Genomic DNA, 16,417 nt, shown 5'->3' on the forward strand with positions numbered 1-16,417 from the left:
TTTTTTTGGGCAGCTCCGTTGTTTTATAGAGCCAGCACGTCGACCTGGGTGGCTAGTCGCGGCCCCGCTTCTTCCCCGCCGCCGTCGCGGTCGCGGCCCGCGGCCTCGGCGAGTGCGGGTCCCCGGCGGGCCGCGACCGCGACGGCGGCGGGGAAGAAGCGGGGCACGTACTCGCGCACGAGGTCGAGCTGTTCGGGCTGCCAGAAGCCCTGGGCGGTGGCCGTGAAGAGGTAGTTGGACAGGGTGTCGCCGTCGAACATCCGCGCCCAGGCGTCGCGCTTCGCCTCGGGGTCGGGCAGCGCGGCCCGGCAGCGGGCGGCGCCCTCCTGGCCGGTGGCGCTGGGGTCGGAGTCCAGTTCGGCCGCGATGTCCTCGGCCGACGCCGCGCCCAGGACGGTGAGCCGGGTGAGGATCTGCCAGCGCAGTTCGGGGTCGAGCGCGGGCCCGCCGGGCAGGGTGCCCTCGGTGAGCCAGCCGCGCAGGGCGCCGGGGTCCGCGGTGGCGGCGATGAGCTCGCGGGCCGCGGCCAGCCGCAGTCCGGGGTCCTGACGGGTGAGCAGGTCGCGGGCGAGCGCCTCCAGGGTGGCGAGCGCGCCGGGGCGTTCGGCCGCGGGGAGGTAGCGGTCGGCGATCTGCCCCCGGGCGAAGCCGAGCACGCCCTGCACGACGGCGATGTCGGTCTCGTACGGCAGGTGGGCCCGGGCGACGTCGAGGTAGGCGGCGGGCGGGAGTTCGCCGTCCCGGACGAGGTCGCGGGCGGCGTTCCAGACCAGGGCGCGGCTGAGCGGGTCCGGCAGGCCGCGCAGCGCGGCGACCAGGGTGTCCCAGGACTGCCCGTCGAAGCGGATCTTGGCGTACGTCAGGTCCTGGTCGTTGAGGAGCACCAGGTCGGGGCGGGGGCCGGGACGGGCGCCGGGCGCCTCGCCGTCCGCGGGCACGTCGGTCTCGAAGCGCTCGCGCAGCACCAGCTGCGCCGGGTCGGCGTCGGCGCGGTCGTAAGCGGCGACGGCGATGCGGTGCGGGCGGCTGCCCTGGTGCGTGACGTCGAGCTGCCAGCCGCCGTCGGCGCCCACGGGGACGGGGGTGAGCGTGTCGACGCCGGTGGTGCGCAGCCAGCGGTCGGCCCAGGCGTGGACGTCGCGGTCGGTGGCGCGGGCGAGGGAGTCGATGAAGTCGGCGAGGGCGGCGTTGCCGAAGCGGTGCCGGGCGAAGTGGTCGTTGATGCCGGCGAGGAAGTCCTTGCGGCCGAGCCACGTGACGAGCTGGCGCAGCGCGGAGGCACCCTTGGCGTAGGAGATCCCGTCGAAGTTGAGCAGCGCCGAGGCGGTGTCGGGGACGGCCTCCGGGGCCGGGGCGACGGGGTGCGTGGAGGGGCGCTGGTCGGCGTCGTACCCCCAGCCCTTGCGCGCGACGGCGAAGTCGGTCCACGTCCCGGTGAACCGGGTGGCCTCGGAGAGCACCTGGTAGCCCATGTACTCGGCGAAGGACTCGTTGAGCCAGATGTCGTCCCACCAGCGCAGGGTGACGAGGTCGCCGAACCACATGTGGGCCATCTCGTGGGCGACGACCATGCCGCGGGTCTGCCGTTCGGTGTCGGTGACGGCGGAACGGAAGACCATCTCGTCGCGGAAGGTGACCAGGCCCGGGTTCTCCATCGCGCCCGCGTTGAACTCGGGGACGAAGGCCTGGTCGTAGGAGTCGAAGGGGTACGGCTCCTCGAACAGCTCGTGGTAGCGGTCGAAGCAGCGCCGGGTGATGTCGAAGAGCTCCTCGACGTCGGCGTCCAGGTACGGGGCGAGGGAGCGGCGGCAGTGCAGCCCGAACGGCAGGCCCGCGTGCTCGGTGCGCACCGAGTGCCAGGGTCCGGCGGCGACGGCGAGGAGGTAGGTGCTGATCGGCGGGGTCGCCGCGACGCGCCAGCGGCCCTCGGCCTCCCCGGTGCGCTCGGCGACGCCGTTGCCGAGGACCGTCCACGCGGGGGGCGCGGTCACGGCGACCTCGAAGACCGCCTTGAGGTCGGGCTGGTCGAAGGCGGCGATGACGCGCTGCACGTCGTCCAGGAAGAGCTGGGTGTACAGGTACGTCTCGCCGTCGGCCGGGTCCGTGAAGCGGTGCATGCCCTCACCGGTGCGGGAGTAGCGCATGTCCGCCTCGACCCGCAGTTCGTGCGGGCCGGCCGCGAGCCCGGTGAGCGGCAGCCGGTTGTCGTCCAGGGACGCGGGGTCCAGCGACCGCCCGTCCAGGACGGCGCCGTGCAGCGCGGCGGGCTTCAGCTCGACGAAGGTGTCGCCGTCGGCGAGCGCGGTGAAGCGGATGACGGTGGTCGATCCGAACACCTCGTCGCCGCGGGTGAGGTCCAGGTCGACGGAGTAGTGCTGGACGGCGATCCGCCGGGCGCGGGTCTCGGCCTCGGCACGTGTGAGAACAGGCATGCGGTTCATGCTGCCCCATGCCCGGTCCGCGGCGCACGGCGGTTCGCCGCGACCCACGGTCGCGCGGGCCGGTCGACCGGGCGTCCGGGCCGGCGTGCCGTCAGGTGAAGATGCCGCGCGGAAGGGTCATCGACACGAGCCAGGACGGCAGGTCCACCGTCTCGTTGATCTTCAGGTCGCCCGCCACGCTGCAGAGCGTGTAGGCCTCGTGCAGGCTCAGCCCCTGGTCGACGGCGAGCCAGTCGACCATGTCCCGGACCGCGTTCTTCGCGTTCTCCATCAGGTCCGGTCCGGTGCCGGTCGTCTGGTAGTAACCCTGGGCGAGCATCTCCTCGGGCATGGCCAGCTGGGTCGGGTCCGCGGCGGGCACGACGGCCCGGGGACCGGCGATCACCGTGTCCGGGATGACGGCGAACCGCAGCGTGACCGCCATGAGCGTCTCGATGGCCGTCCCGGTCACCTCTCCGTCGCCTTGCGCCATGTGCCCGTCCCCGGCGGAGAACAGCGCGCCCTCGGCGTAGACCGGGATCTGTATGCGCGCTCCCTTGACCAGCTGCCGGATGTCGGTGTTGCCGCCCATTCCGCCGCTGACATCGGGCGGGAAGGTGCGGTACATGCCCTTGCGCAGGGGCGCGACGCCCATGATCCCCATGAAGGGTGCGATGGGGATACGCGCCTGCCGGCCGGTGTCGGCGCCGGTGAACGTGGCGAACCCGGTGCTCTGGCCGCGCTCGAAGCCGAACAACTGGAGGAACGGGGCGCCGCTGTTGTGGGGCTGGTCCTCCGGCAGGGCACCGGCGGCCGGTCCGGGGGTGGGGTCGCTGAACTGGGAGGCCTCGCTCCAGGGGGCGAGCGGGGCGAGCAGTTCGGGGCGCAGGGATCCGAACAGGCCCAGGGCGGGACTGACGACGACGTAGCCGAAGTCCACCAGCGGGGCGACGTCCAGGACCTCGACCTCGAGGATGTCGCCCGGCTTCGCGCCCTCCACCTCGATGGCGCCGGTGAGCGGATGGACCTTCCCCAGGTCGATGGTCAGGGTCGCCTCGGGGGTCATCGTCCGGGCCGCGGCCCCGATGTCCAGGGCGTCCCGGCACAGCAGTTGGACGACCTCGCCCGGCCGCACCGTGGTCACCGGGGGCAGGTCCCGGTTCCACCGGTTGTGCAGCACGCGGCCAAACCCGTCCACGACCTTGTCCCCGTCCGGTCCCGTCGTCACGTCCGGGCTGCCGGAGCCGGCGACGTCCATGCCGCCGACCGTCCCGCCCCCGGCGGCCAGTGCCGACAGCGCGGCCGCGGCCGGTCCTGCGGAGGCCCGCTGCACCAGGCTGCCGGCGCCTGCGGTACCAGAATGCACGAAGCACATCACGGCCTCCCGTGACCCTGCGTCCCGGGTGCCCGAGGCGACCCGGCTGACGGGGGATGACCCGGGGTCCGCCGGTCGGCGCCCGAGGCGGCGGGATGCCGGGCGGCCCGCGGCGGGGAGGGCGCTCGGCTCCGGCATCCGACGCGAGGACAGCCCCGCTCCTCACGATCCTCCGCCGGAAATGCCGCGGCAACCGGGGCGGTGGGGAGGGGTCCCCGGCCCGCAGCGCCGCTCAGGAGGCGCGGACGGCGGTCGCGTGCACGACCAGCGCCCCGGTGGGACGGTGGCCGTCGTGCCGGTCGCCCGCGCAGGTGACGAGCCGCAGCGTTGGCACGCCGCCGTCCGTGCGCAGGTCCTGGGCGGGGAAGGAGTGCCGGGGGACGTGTTCGATCCGTGTGACGGTGAAGCGGGCACGGCTGCCGTCACGGCGGGTGACGACGACGGTGTCGGCGCGGCGCACGGCGTGCAGGTCGTGGAAGACCGCGCGGCCGCGTCCGCCGTCGTCGTGGCCGACGATCACGGAGGTGCCGGTGTTGCCGGGGGCGGCGCTGCGGTCGTACCAGCCGGCGTAGCGGCCCTGCTCGGTCGCGGGGGTCTGGAGGGTGCCGTCGTCGGTGATCCCGAGGTCGACGACGCGGGCGTGCACGTCGGCGCTGGGGATGTCGATGCGCACCGGGGTGTGCCCGGCCGGGTCGGAGGCGCGGGCGGGCGTGCTGCCGTGGACCACGGCGGCGCCCTGCCCCGCGCGGGTGACCGCCCAGGTGGTCGCGGCGGCGGCGACGGCGAGGAGGACGAGGGCGAGGACGTTGATGCGACGGTGCGTCATCCTCATCGCCCCCTCACCTCGGGCGGACGGCGTAGCGGACGCCGCAGACACCCGCTCCCAGCAGGAACGCGCCGGTCACGCCGGTCCGGGGCCGCCCAGGGTGCCGGGGACCCCGGCCGCCCTGGCCACGCACACCGCGAGGACCGCGAACACCGCGAGCACCGACGCGAGCACCGCGCGGCAGGCGACGGCGGCGGCGATCCGGGCGGAGGCGCTGCGGACGGTCACGGCGGGGGCGGTCACGGCGGAGGCGGCACAGGCGGCGGACATCGGTCGTGGGGGTCCTTCGGGCGACGGCGGTACGGATGCCGTGGCCGGCCGCCGGGCGACGGACGGCCGGCCACGGGTCCCACCGTACGCAGCCCGGGGTGCCGGGGCCTCCCCCGGCCGACCTGTTCCGTATCAGCCGAAAGTATGGTCCCGGGGGCGGGCCTTGCGTCCGCAGGAGGAGGCCGGGCAGGCTCGTCGGATGATCGCCACCTTGCAGTGCACCGTGATCGACTGCCCGGACCCGGCCGCGCTGGGCGCCTTCTACCAGGGGATCCTCGGCTGGGCCCTGGACACCGCGGACCCCTCGTGGGTGACCCTGACGGCCCCGGACGGCACCCGGATCGCCTTCCAGGAGGTGCCCTTCCACCGGCCGCCGCGCTGGCCCGATCCGGAGCACCCCCAGCAGTTCCACCTGGACTTCGACGTCCCCACCCGCGCCGACGTGGAGCGCGCCCACCAGGAGGTCCTCGCGCTGGGCGCCGCCTTCCTGCACGACAGTGGCGGCGAGCGCAGCGGCTTCCGGGTCTTCGCCGATCCGGCCGGGCACCCGTTCTGCCTCTGCTACGGGCAGACGCCGGGGCCGGCCGTCACGGGATGAGCGGCGGCCCGCTGCCGGCGGCCGCTTGTACGGTGTTCCCGTGCCGACGCCGGGTGCGGAGGCAGCACGTCCCGCCCGGGCCGGGCCGGGGCGAACGCACTCGGCTGAAGGGGAACGGCATGGACGCACGGCGGACGGCGTACGCGTTGGTCGAGGAGGACCCGGACCCCGAGTCGGTGCGCCGGGTCACCTTCGTGCCGTTCCTGCCGGGCGGCCTGGCGGGTGCGGTGCGCGGCGCGGACGGGGTGGTGCGCCTGCCGTCCGGCGAGGTGCTGCCCGGCGAGGACTGGATGCTCGACACCGCCGCCCGGGTGCCGCTGGAGAGCGCCGGCTACTACCGGCAGCGGGTGCACCCCTTCGCCTGGGACGCGGGGCAACAGCGGCTCTACGCCTGGCTGGACGGCGACCGGTACCGGGGCCGGCGGCCGCACGCCGCCGACGCGGACCTGGTCGTGGCCGACGCCGGCACGATCGCGGGCCTGCTCCCCCACGGCCCCGAGCGGCATGCCGTGCTGGACGCGGAGCGCTCCTTCCGGGAGCAGGACGAGGCCTCGTACTTCGCCGACAACCTGCGCCTGCTGGAGCCGGCCTACCTGCGGGCGACCACGCCCGAGGGCGGTTCGGGCTTCGGCCGGGAGCCGGAGCAGTGGCGGGCGCGGCGCTCGATGGTGGTCGAGGCGCTCCACAAGGACGGCACGTTCCTGGACGTCGGCTGCGCCAACGGGCTGCTGATGGAGTCGGTGCGGCGGTGGGCGGCGGAGCGGGGCCGGGTGGTCGAGCCCCACGGTGTGGACTTCGCCCCGCGCCTGGTGGCGCTGGCCCGGCGCCGGCTGCCGCAGTGGGCCGGGCGGATCGCGGTGGGCAACGCGCTGGACTGGCGGCCCGCCGACGGCGGCCGGTTCACCTTCGTGCACACCCTCGTCGACTGCGTGCCCGAGCGCCGGCTGGGCGACCTGGTCCGCAGGCTGCTGGCGGAACTCGTGGAGCCGGGCGGCCGGCTGCTGGTCAGCGTGTACCAGGCGGAGGGCGGCACCGCGCCGACCGCCGCCGAGCGGCTGGCCGCGCTGGGGGTGCCGGTGGGCGGTTCGGCGAGCGGCACGGGGCCGGAACGCACGGCGACAACGGCCTGGGTCGACGCGTAGGCTCGAAGCGTCGTACCCGCCCGGGGAGGCGCCGTGACCGAGCCGTCGTCCAGCCCGATCGAACACGGCTTCCCGCACCTGGAGAAGGTCCGGGCCGCCCTGACCGCGCTGTACCGGCGGCTGTCGTACGACACGGTGAGCCGCTTCCCCGCGAGCGTGCGCCCGGAAGCCGTGGCGTTCCCCGCGGAGGAGGACCTCCATCTGGGCGCCCAGCGGGTGGCCCGGGCCATCGTGCAGCACTTCCGGCTGCCGGAGGCCCGCATGGTGGTCAGCTTCCGGGACATGGTGCACGCGGGCAACGTGGAACTGGCCGCCGGACCCGAGTACTTCGTGGAGCTGCACGCGCGCTTCCGGGACGACCGGCGCGACGTGGGGGCGGTGCTGGCGCACGAGGTCATGCACGTCTACCTGCACCGGCTCGGCCTGGAGTACCCCGGGGTGCGGGACAACGAGATCCTCACCGACACCGCCACGACCTACCTGGGCGCGGGCTGGCTGCTGCTGGACTCCTACCGGGAGGAGCCGGCGCTGCTCGGGGAGCGGCTGACCACGGCCGCGTCCAAGCTGGGCTACCTCACCCCGGAGGAGTTCGGCTACGTCCTGGCCAAGCGGGCGCAGGCCTTCGGCGACGACATCGAGCCGTGGCTCACCAGCCCGAGGGCCCAGGAGGCCTACCGGACCGGGCTGCGGCTCGCCGAGGCCGATCTGCGCCATCCGCCGATGGTGGGCTGCGGCTGGGCGGGCCGCCGCCGGTACGCCCACGACCGGCGCCGCGGCGGGGCGTACCCGGCGGCGGGCTACGCCTTCGAGGGCGCCGACCCCCAGCGGGTCTCCTTCTCCTGCCCCACGTGCCACCAGCGGATCCGGGTGCCCGTGCGCGGCCGGGTGAAGGCACGGTGCGGGCTGTGCCGCACCGTGCTGGAGTGCGACACGTGATCAGCCGGTGGGCGGTGCGACCTCCCGCAGGAAGTCCAGCAGCACGGCGTTGACCTGCGCCGGGCGCTCCTGCTGGGTCCAGTGGCCGCAGCCGGACAGCACCACCGGTTCGCGTAGCGTGGGGTGGAGTTCCCGCAGCACCGGGAGCAGCTCCGACATCCCCGGGAAGCCGTGGACGAGGTCGCGGTCGCCGGTGACGTAGAGGGCGGGGACCTGGAGGGCGGCACCGGCCCAGGGGGCGGTCAGCCGCCAGTTGCGATCGAGGTTGCGGTACCAGTTGAGCCCGCCGGTGAAGCCGGCCTCGGCGTACTCGGCGGCGAAGGCGTCGAGGTCCTCGTCGGTGAGCCAGTCCGGGAGTTCCCCGGGCTCCTCGACGAGGTCGAGGAAGCCGCCCCCGGGCGGGACCAGGGGCTGGACCGGGACCGGGTCGTTGGCGGGGTTGTCGCCGGACGCGCCGTACAGGAAACGACGGAAGGTCGTCCGCGGGTCGGCGGCGAACTCGGCGTCGGCGACACCGGGCCGCTCGAAGTAGTTCCAGTAGAACCGCCCGTCGTACAGCTCGCGCATGGACCGCAGCGGCGGCGTGTCGCCGCTGCGCAAGGTCGGCGGGACGCTGAGGCCCGCCACGGCGCGGACGAGGTCGGGCCGCAGCAGCGCGGTGTGCCAGGCGACGGGGGCGCCCCAGTCGTGGCCGACGACGACGGCCCGGCTCTCGCCGAGGGCGTGCACGAGCCCGACGACGTCGCCGACGAGGTCGAGGACGGTGTACGCGTCGACGGCGCCGGGCCGCTCGCTGCGGCCGTAGCCGCGCTGGTCGGGGGCGACCACCCGGTAGCCGGCGGCGGCGAGCGGCGCGAACTGGTGGCGCCAGGAGTACCAGCACTCGGGGAAGCCGTGCAGCAGCAGCACGAGCGGGCCCTCGCCCTGCTCGGCGATGTGCAGCCGGATCCCGTTCGCCTCGACGGTGCGGTGGTGGACCACGGTGCGGGGCGCGCGTGGGCGGATCCTCACGGGGTGACGATCGGGAAGTCCTGGTCGGCGGCGTCCAGCAGACCGACCAGGGTCGCGACCACCTTCAGGTCCCCCTCGTGGTCGACGCCCTCGAAGCGGCCGCCCGCAAGGAGCCGGTGCAGCTCGGGCCGGCTGAGGGTGAGCGTCAGGTCAGCGTGCCGGACGGCGGGGCGCCCGTCCTGGGTGGAGAAGTAGGTGAGGGCGCCGTTGGAGAGGGTCAGGTGCCAGGTGCGGTGCTCGTCGGTGAGGCGCCAGTCGATGGTCAGGTGGACGTCCCAGGCCTTGGGGCCGTTGACGCGGATGGCGAGGGAGTCGATGAGCTGGTCGACGGTCAGGGCGGCCATCAGCTCCGGGTTCGCGATGACGACGGGGGTCCGGGTCACGCCCTGCCGCAGTTCCTGGGCGCCCATCAGGTAGAAGTTGCGCCAGGGGCCGTTCTCGCAGCCGTGCCCCAGCCGTTCGTAGAGCAGCGCCAGTTCCTCCGCCGCGGCGGCGTGCCCGGGGTCGGCGAAGACGGCGTGGCCCAGCAGGGTGACGGCGAAGCGCAGGTCGCCGGCCTCGGCGTACTCCCTGGCCTTGGCGACGGTGGCGTCGGTGCCGCCGAGGCAGTCCACGTAGCGGCGTGCCTCCTGGGCCGGGGGGTGCTGCCACAGGTGGGCCGGGTTGCCGTCGAACCAGCCCATGTAGCGCTGGTAGACGGCCTTCACGTTGTGGCTGAGGGAGCCGTAGTAGCCGCGGTTGGAGTTGATCCGTTCCAGGGCCGGGGGCAGGGTCAGCTCCTCGGCGATCTCGCTGCCGGTGAGGCCCCTGTTGATCAGCCGCAGGGTCTGGTCGTGGAGGTAGGCGTAGAGGTCGCGCTGGTGCGACAGCAGCCGGTGGATGCCCTCGCGGCTCCAGGTCGGCCAGTGGTGGGAGGCGATGACGACGTCGGAGGCGTTGCCGAACAGGACGAGGGCCTCGTTGAGGTAGTGCGCCCACAGCCGGGCGTCGCGGACCTGCGCGCCGCGCAGGGTGAGGACGTTGTGCATGGTGTGGGTGGCGTTCTCCGCCATGCACAGCACCCGCTTGGCGGGGAAGTGGAAGTTCATCTCGGCGGGCGCCTCGGCCCCCGGGGTGAGCTGGAAGATGATCCGGACGCCGTCGATCGTCTCGTCCTGGCCGGTGCGGGTGACCAGGACGGTGGGCGGGATCAGGGTGACGGTTCCGGTGGAGGCGGTCTGGCCGAGGCCGCAGCCGATCTGCCCGGCCGGGCCCTTGGGCAGTTCGGAGCCGTACATGTAGACGGCGCGGCGGGTCATCGCGACCCCGGCGTCGACGCTCTCGCCGGCGGCGTGCTCCAGGAAGCCGGCCGGGGCCAGGACGGGCACCGGGTCGTGACCGTGCGGCAGGACACCGCGGGCGCCGCCGAAGTGGTCGACGTGCGAGTGGCTGTAGATGAGGGCGGTGACGGGCCGGTCCCCGCGGTGTTCGCGGTAGAGGGCGAGGGCGGCCGCGGCGCACTCGGCGGAGCGGAGGGGGTCGATGACGACGACCCCGCGGTCCCCCTCGACGAGGGTCATGTTCGACAGGTCCAGGCCGCGTACCTGGTAGATCCCCTCGACGACCTCGAACAGCCCCTGCCGGGAGGCGAGCCGGCTCTGCCGCCACAGGCCGGGGTGCGCCGTGTCGGGGCACGGGCCCTGCAGGAAGGAGTACGCGTCGCCGTCCCAGACCACCCGGCCGTCGCCGTCGGTGACGCGGCCGGGGGTCAGGGCACCGAGGAATCCCCGGTCGGCGTCGGCGAAGTCCGTCGTGTCCTCGGTTGCGCCGGGTGCGAGAGCCGTCATGACGACACAATGTCAGCGTTTCGCCTGAATTGTCACGCTCATGTGCGCCACCAGCGGCGCAGCACCTCCTCCGCGGGTTTGCCGCGCGGGCTGTACGCGAGCCGGGCCGGGGTCTCCCCGCTGTCCGGCCAGTCGTCCCACATCCACCAGCACACCCCGGCCCACCAGCGCTCCCCGTCCAGGGCGGCGAGCAACGCCTGGTAGGCGGCCGCCTGCTCCGCCTCCCCCGGTTGCCGGCTGACGGTCCAGGAGTACGGGGCCGTGGTCGTCCCGCGCTGGCTGACGTAGCCGGCCTCGGTGAACAGCACGCGGCGGTGGTGCCGGGCGGAGTAGCCGGCCAGCTCCCGGATGACGGGCCGCCAGGCGGCGCGCAGCCGGCCGACGTCGGCGGTGGGGCGCTCGGCCAGCGGCCAGTAGGCGTCGACCCCGATCAGGTCGAGGGCGTCCCAGAAGGGGACCTGCTCGTACTCGTCGTAGTTGGCGGCGTAGACCAGCGGGCCGTCGTAGGCGTCCCGGACGGCGCGGATCACCGCCCGCCAGCGCCCGCCGTCCCGCGAGGTGCCGGCCAGTTCGGTGCCGACGGAGAACTGCTCGACGCCGAGCCCGCCCGCCAGCTCCGCGTAGTGGGTGATGAAGCGCGTGTAGGCGGTGAACCAGGCATCGGGGTCGGTGGGCGTGATGCCGGCCCGGTCGCCGCCGCCGGTCAGGTCGACGTGCGGTTTGAGCAGCACCTTCAGGCCGGCGGCATGGGCCGCCCGGACGATCCTCCGCAGGCTCGCGTCGCTCGCGGTCTCCTCGGTGGTGCGCATCGAGGTGTCGTGGACGCCGGACTGGTACCACGTGGGGGTGAAGGACACCCAGCGCGCGCCGGTGGCGGCGATGCCGCGCAGGTAGCGCCCGGCGGCGGGGCTGTCGTAGTCGTCCGCGGCCCAGGAGGGCAGCGCGATGCCGCGGACACGGTCGCCCGCGGCGTCCCCGGGGCGCTCGTGCGGCCGGTCGTCGGGGCGGTCCGCGGGCCGGGCGCCGACGGTGGTGCAGCCCCCGGTGAGGGCGAGGACCGCCGCCGCGACGGTCGCGGCGGCGGTCCTCCGGAGCAGGGTCACGCGGCGGTCGCGGGGCTGACGAAGGTGTAGCCGAGGGCGCGGATGCCCTCGACCGTCTCCTTGAGCGGCTGGACCGGGTAGTAGGGGTGGTAGAAGAAGCTGGCGAAGCCGTCGCGGACGGCGAGGTTCGCCTTGGCCGAGGCGATCAGGTCGGCCGGCAGGCGCGCCGGGTGGTTGTTGTAGGCCTCGGGCTCGTAGTTGCCGATGTTCTCGGGGAGCACGGTGGTGCCGTACACGTCCTTGACGACGTACGGGAAGAACTGCCCGATGAAGCGGTTGGGGTCGGCCGTGCTGCCGCCGAGGGTGCCCGAGAAGTACAGCGAACGCTCCAGGCGCGCGGTGTAGTTCTGGGCGAAGACCTTGTAGTCGGTGGCGGAGGCCGCGTAGTGCGGGGTGGTCCACAGCCTGGGCACCGGCAGTCCCGCGAGGGCGAACTGGGCCAGGCCCAGGGTGACCCGGGTCTGCGCCCACAGGGCGGAGTCCCCGGCGACCGGGCCGTCGTAGACCACGTTGTCGGAGGCGTCGACGTGGGCCCGGTAGAACTCGAAGTCGTCGCCGGTGACGCCGTTGTAGGGGTTGGCGGTGTTCCCGTACTGGTGGGTGTAGCCGTGGTTCATCAGCACGGCACCATGCTGGAGCATGTACTTCAGGGTGGTGACCAGTTCGGGACGCTGCGCCAGGGTGACGGTCTGCGGCCGGCCGTTGTTGTAGGTGCCGCTGGGATCCGTGTAGACGGGGATGACGTTGATGCCGTAGGGGACCTGCTCCGCGGCGAGGTAGTCGGCGATGGCCCGCAGCTGCGCGGGGTCGGAGTTGGGGCTGATGTCCTCCAGCCGCATCATGGCCCGGTGCCGCTCGGCGGTGGCGGGGGCGAGGGAGTCGAAGAGCAGGTCCTCGAAGGCGATGATCCGGTCGCTCTCGGAGACGTAGGCGAAGGGGATCTCACCGACGTACGTGAGGTTGCCCGATCGCACGGCCCACGGGAAGTCGGTGCCGGTGCTGGTGTCGCGTGCGGTGGCCAGCCGCGTCACCGCCGGGTAGCCGGGCCCCGACGAGATGGCGGGGCGCAGCACGCCGCCGTCCTGGCCCGCCGGGATCTTCCGGGTGAGGTTCTGGTTCCTGTACGTCACCTGCGTGACGGTGCCGACGCTGCCGTTCGCCTCGAAGTACGACGCGGTGGGGTCCCAGCCGTACTTGGTCCGGAACTGCGCGACCCCGGTCGCGTTCGCCAGCGACCAGATGTTGTCGGCGAACCAGGTCACCGGGCGCGTGGTGGTGACCACGTCCTGGTAGAAGGCGGCGGGGACGGCGTCGGGGATGCTCCCGCCGTAGTAGGTGGAGCCGATGTAGAAGGTGGCCGTGTACTGGTTGACCATGCCCGCGGTGTACTGCGAGACGGGCTTGGCGGTCACGGTCCCGAAGTGGCCGGCGAGGTTGGCGGTGGCCATGGCGTAGAGCTCGCCGAGGTGTCCGTAGGGGCCGGCGGTGTCGTACAGCACCAGCGCGGTGGTGCCGGCGGCGGCCGCAGCCCCCCTCGCGGGTGCGGCCGCCAGCGGGGCGCGTGCGGCGGTCAGGTCGCGGCCGGCCCGTGGCGGCAGGCCGCCCCCGCGGACCGGGCCCTTGGCGCGCCGCTCCCGGTCGGCGGCGCGCTGGGCCGTGGCCCAGCCCGTGAAGTCGACCTTGCCGAGGCCGGCGCGGCCGCCCAGGAGCTCGCCGCGGTGGCGGTGGTCGCCCTTGCCGGCGGGGCCGCGCCCTGCGGCGCCGCCGGCCGGGGCGGACAGGAATGCGAACCCCAAGAGGGCCGTGATGAGCATGACGATGACGGAGACCCGGGACTTCCCGGGCCTCCTGATGCGGGATTGCATGTTTCCCCCCATTGCACCGGTTCAGAACAGGTCGCCGATTGTTCAGAGCAGCAATGCCCGCTGTCAACACGATCATCGGATTCGCCTCTCGTTCGATTTTCATTCCGGCATGGAAACCCAAAGCCCCCGGAAGGGTGAATCTCCCTTTCAACGCACACCCCGGAGCTGCGGCGATACGGGCGCACGCCCCGCGCGCGACCCCACGCACCACCTATCAGGCGATGATCATCAAAAAGTATCTGCTAACTTCCTGCCCTGGAGTTCCGGACCGCCTTTCGCGCCGGAACGCATTGGGGGGACTCACTCATGTACGGAAGGCCCGCACTGGGCACAATGCTGCCGCTGGCCGGTATGGCCACGGCTTCGAGGGCTGTTCCTGGCATTCCGTTCGCCAGGGGTTTACAAATAGCGGCAGGAATGGGCTTCCTGCTGTATTGCCTGATCGCATTCGGTCTGATGGCAGCGAGACTCTGGCTCCGCCGCCCCTCGGCCCGTGCGGCGGCCGGCCGCCCCGCCGGGGGCCGGTCATGACCGGCCAGTTCGCGTTGTGGGCCGCGACCGCGCTGATCGTGCTGGCCGGGACCTACAACACCACGCTGTTCCTGCTCTCCCGGCGCCACATCCGCCGGGTGCGCCGGCCGGGACGGCAGCGCTTCTACGTCTTCCTGCTCGCCTGCCTCAACGAGGAGAAGGTCCTCGCCGAGAGCCTGGCCCGGATCGCCTCACTGCCCGCCGACAGCTTCGTGGCACTGGTCATCGACGACGCCTCCGACGACCGTACGTCCGAGGTCGCCCGGGCCGCCGACAGCTCGCGGGTCCGGCTCTACCGGCGCCGGCTCCCCGACGCCCGGCGCGGCAAGGGCGCGGCGCTCAACGCGGGCGTGCGCCACCTGCGGGCCGCCGGACTGCTCGGCCACCGCGCCCCCGAGGACGTCATCATCTGCGTCGTCGACGCCGACGGCCGGCTCGACCCGCACACCATCCAGGCCGTCGACCCGTACTTCGACGACCCGGCCACCGGCGCCGTCCAGATCGGCGTCCGCATGTACAACCGGCACCTGGGGCTGCTGGCCCGGCTGCAGGACATGGAGTTCGTCGTCTACGGCGACGTCTTCCAGAGCGCCCGCCGCTTCCTGGGCAGCGTCGGCATGGGCGGCAACGGGCAGTTCATGCGGCTGTCCGCGCTCGACACGCTCGGCGGCGACGGCCCCTGGAGCGACAGCCTGACCGAGGACCTCGACCTCGGGGTCCGGCTGATCGCGCGTGGCTGGCGCAACCAGTACTGCACCACCGCGGCCGTCTCCCAGCAGGCCGTGCTCGACGTACGGCGGCTGGTGCGCCAGCGCTCGCGGTGGTTCCAGGGCCACCTGCAGTCCGCCGGCCTGGTGCCGCTGATCCTGCGCGAGGTCGCCACCCGCCCGGCCCTGGACCTGCTCTACCACCTGTCCAGCCCGGTGCTGATCCTGCTCACCTCGCTGCTGCCGCTGTCCTTCCTGGTCGCCGTCGGCGGCACCGTCGCCGCCTCGTTCCAGGAGGGCCGGCCGCTGGTCTCGCCGATGTGGCTGCTCGGCCCGTACCTGCTCTCCTTCACCGCGGCCTACGTCTACGGCTTCGTCTACGCCAAGCGCGAGCGCACGCTCGGGCTGGTGCGCTCCGTCCTGGTGGCGCACGCCTTCATCCTCTACGGCTACATCTGGTTCGCCGCCGGCTGGTGGGGCCTGTGGCGGATGCTCACCGGCAAGCGCACCTGGCTGAAGACCGCGCGCACCTGACGGCCCGTACTCCTTCTCGTCCCGATCACCTGCACCACCGTCCCAGGGGGAACCATGTCCGCTCACCCATCCGAATCGCCCGGAATGACGGGAACGATCCGCGCGATGCTCGTCCTCGGCACCCGGCCGGAGGTGATCAAACTGGCCCCCGTGGCCCGGGCGATGGCGGCCTCGGAGCTGTTCGAGCCGATCGTGGTCACCACCGGACAGCACCGCGAGATGCTCCACCAGATGCTGGAGCTGCTCCAGGTGCCGGCCAGGGCCGGGCTCGACGTGATGCGCGAGCGCCAGCAGCTCTCGGAGCTGACGGCCCGTCTGGTGGAGGGGCTGGGCGAGGTCATCAGGAACGACCGTCCGGACCTGGTGATCGTCCAGGGCGACACCACGACCGCGCTGGCCGGGGCGCTGGCCGCCTTCTACGAACGCGTCCCCGTCGCCCACGTCGAGGCGGGCCTGCGCACCGGCGTCCTCGACAACCCGTTCCCCGAGGAGCTCAACCGCCGGCTGATCGGGCGGATCGCCCGCTGGCACTTCGCCCCCACCCCGCGGGCCGCCGCCCATCTGCTCGCCGAGGGCACCCCCGACACCCAGGTGTTCACCACCGGCAACACGGTCATCGACAACCTGCTGTGGGTGCTCGGCGAGGGCGTCGGCCGCAGTGCCTTCCCGGGCAGCGGCCGCCGCCGGGTGCTGCTCACCCTGCACCGCCGGGAGAACCAGGGGGAGCGGATGCGCGCCATGGGCCGCGCGCTGCGCCGGCTCGGCCAGCGCGGGGACGTGGAGATCCTGCTGCCGCTGCACAAGAGCCCGGCCGTGCGCGAGGCCCTGCTGCCCGAACTGACCGGCCATCACGCCGTGCACGTCGTCGAACCGCTGGGCTACCCCGACTTCGCCGCCACCCTCGCCGACTGCGAGCTGGTCCTCACCGACTCCGGCGGCATCCAGGAGGAGGCGCCGAGCCTCGGCAAGCCCGCGCTGGTGCTCCGTACCACCACCGAGCGGCCGGAGGCCGTGGAGGCCGGCGCGGCCCGGCTGATCGGCACCGACCCCGAGGCGATCCTGACGGCCGCGGGCCGGCTGCTGGACGACCCGGCGGAGTACCACCGCATGGCGACCGCGGGCAATCCCTTCGGCGACGGGCGGGCGGCGGAACGCGTGCTCGCCCAGCTTGCCGAGGACTTCGGCGAGGACGTGCCCACCACGCTCTCCTCCGCGGTCCCGCCGCCCGCCCGTCGCCGAAGGGATTGCCCGCGGTCGCCATGCGGTGGTACTC

13 protein-coding genes are annotated in these 16,417 nt (G+C 73.6%); 5 read left to right on the top strand and 8 right to left on the bottom strand.

The genetic code is table 11. From position 1 onward, the window contains the following. Positions 1–23: 23 nt before the first annotated feature. The 4 genes from pepN to PV350_RS34805 all read right to left on the bottom strand — a co-directional run bounded on the left by pepN (position 24) and on the right by PV350_RS34805 (position 4,891). Positions 24–2,432 (bottom strand): aminopeptidase N, encoded by a 2,409-nt coding sequence (gene pepN / locus PV350_RS34790; RefSeq protein ID WP_500337542.1) that lies wholly within the window; start codon positions 2,430–2,432, stop codon positions 24–26. 100 nt (positions 2,433–2,532) lie between these two features. After that, positions 2,533–3,786, bottom strand: a complete 1,254-nt coding sequence (locus tag PV350_RS34795) for an acetamidase/formamidase family protein (RefSeq protein ID WP_499511290.1) — start codon at positions 3,784–3,786, stop codon at positions 2,533–2,535. A gap of 241 nt (positions 3,787–4,027) precedes the next feature. Next, on the bottom strand, positions 4,028–4,627 hold the full coding sequence (locus PV350_RS34800; protein WP_500337543.1) for a sortase domain-containing protein: 600 nt from the start codon (positions 4,625–4,627) through the stop codon (positions 4,028–4,030). Positions 4,628–4,696: 69 nt separating this feature from the next. Then, positions 4,697–4,891, bottom strand: coding sequence for a hypothetical protein (locus PV350_RS34805; RefSeq protein WP_500337544.1), 195 nt, complete (start codon positions 4,889–4,891; stop codon positions 4,697–4,699). Positions 4,892–5,090: 199 nt separating this feature from the next. Here PV350_RS34805 and PV350_RS34810 point away from each other — a divergent pair, with 199 nt between their 5' ends. The 3 genes from PV350_RS34810 (at position 5,091) to PV350_RS34820 (ending at position 7,567) form a co-directional block, all read left to right on the top strand. Continuing rightward, on the top strand, positions 5,091–5,489 hold the full coding sequence (locus tag PV350_RS34810; protein ID WP_499511293.1) for a VOC family protein: 399 nt from the start codon (positions 5,091–5,093) through the stop codon (positions 5,487–5,489). A 119-nt stretch (positions 5,490–5,608) separates the two neighbouring features. Then, positions 5,609–6,631, top strand: coding sequence for a class I SAM-dependent methyltransferase (locus tag PV350_RS34815; protein WP_499511294.1), 1,023 nt, complete (start codon positions 5,609–5,611; stop codon positions 6,629–6,631). A 33-nt stretch (positions 6,632–6,664) separates the two neighbouring features. After that, a complete protein-coding gene (locus PV350_RS34820; protein ID WP_499511295.1) occupies positions 6,665–7,567 on the top strand; it encodes a hypothetical protein in 903 nt (300 codons plus the stop codon). Here the strand turns inward: PV350_RS34820 and PV350_RS34825 are convergent, their stop codons facing one another. Genes PV350_RS34825 through PV350_RS34840 form a run of 4 tightly spaced genes read right to left on the bottom strand, consistent with a single transcriptional unit; the run spans position 7,568 to position 13,372 of the window. Next, positions 7,568–8,548, bottom strand: coding sequence for an alpha/beta fold hydrolase (locus tag PV350_RS34825; RefSeq protein ID WP_499516797.1), 981 nt, complete (start codon positions 8,546–8,548; stop codon positions 7,568–7,570). It lies immediately after the preceding gene. 26 nt (positions 8,549–8,574) lie between these two features. Beyond that, positions 8,575–10,404 carry an alkyl/aryl-sulfatase gene (locus tag PV350_RS34830; RefSeq protein ID WP_500337545.1) on the bottom strand — a complete coding sequence of 610 codons (1,830 nt, stop codon included), beginning with the start codon at positions 10,402–10,404 and terminating at the stop codon, positions 8,575–8,577. Positions 10,405–10,442: 38 nt separating this feature from the next. Next, positions 10,443–11,507: a glycoside hydrolase family 113 gene (locus PV350_RS34835; RefSeq protein ID WP_500337546.1), complete on the bottom strand. Its 1,065-nt coding sequence runs from the start codon at positions 11,505–11,507 to the stop codon at positions 10,443–10,445. Then, on the bottom strand, positions 11,504–13,372 hold the full coding sequence (locus PV350_RS34840) for a DUF2334 domain-containing protein (protein WP_500337547.1): 1,869 nt from the start codon (positions 13,370–13,372) through the stop codon (positions 11,504–11,506). The genes PV350_RS34835 and PV350_RS34840 overlap by 4 nt, the downstream gene beginning before the upstream one ends. 527 nt (positions 13,373–13,899) lie before the next feature. Here PV350_RS34840 and PV350_RS34845 point away from each other — a divergent pair. Continuing rightward, on the top strand, positions 13,900–15,144 hold the full coding sequence (locus tag PV350_RS34845; protein WP_499511299.1) for a glycosyltransferase family 2 protein: 1,245 nt from the start codon (positions 13,900–13,902) through the stop codon (positions 15,142–15,144). 84 nt (positions 15,145–15,228) lie between these two features. Next, positions 15,229–16,417: non-hydrolyzing UDP-N-acetylglucosamine 2-epimerase (gene wecB, locus PV350_RS34850; protein WP_500337548.1), on the top strand; the 1,189-nt coding region annotated here is incomplete at its 3' end.

This window comes from Streptomyces sp. PA03-6a (assembly GCF_033792765.1).
Taxonomy (GTDB): domain Bacteria; phylum Actinomycetota; class Actinomycetes; order Streptomycetales; family Streptomycetaceae; genus Actinacidiphila.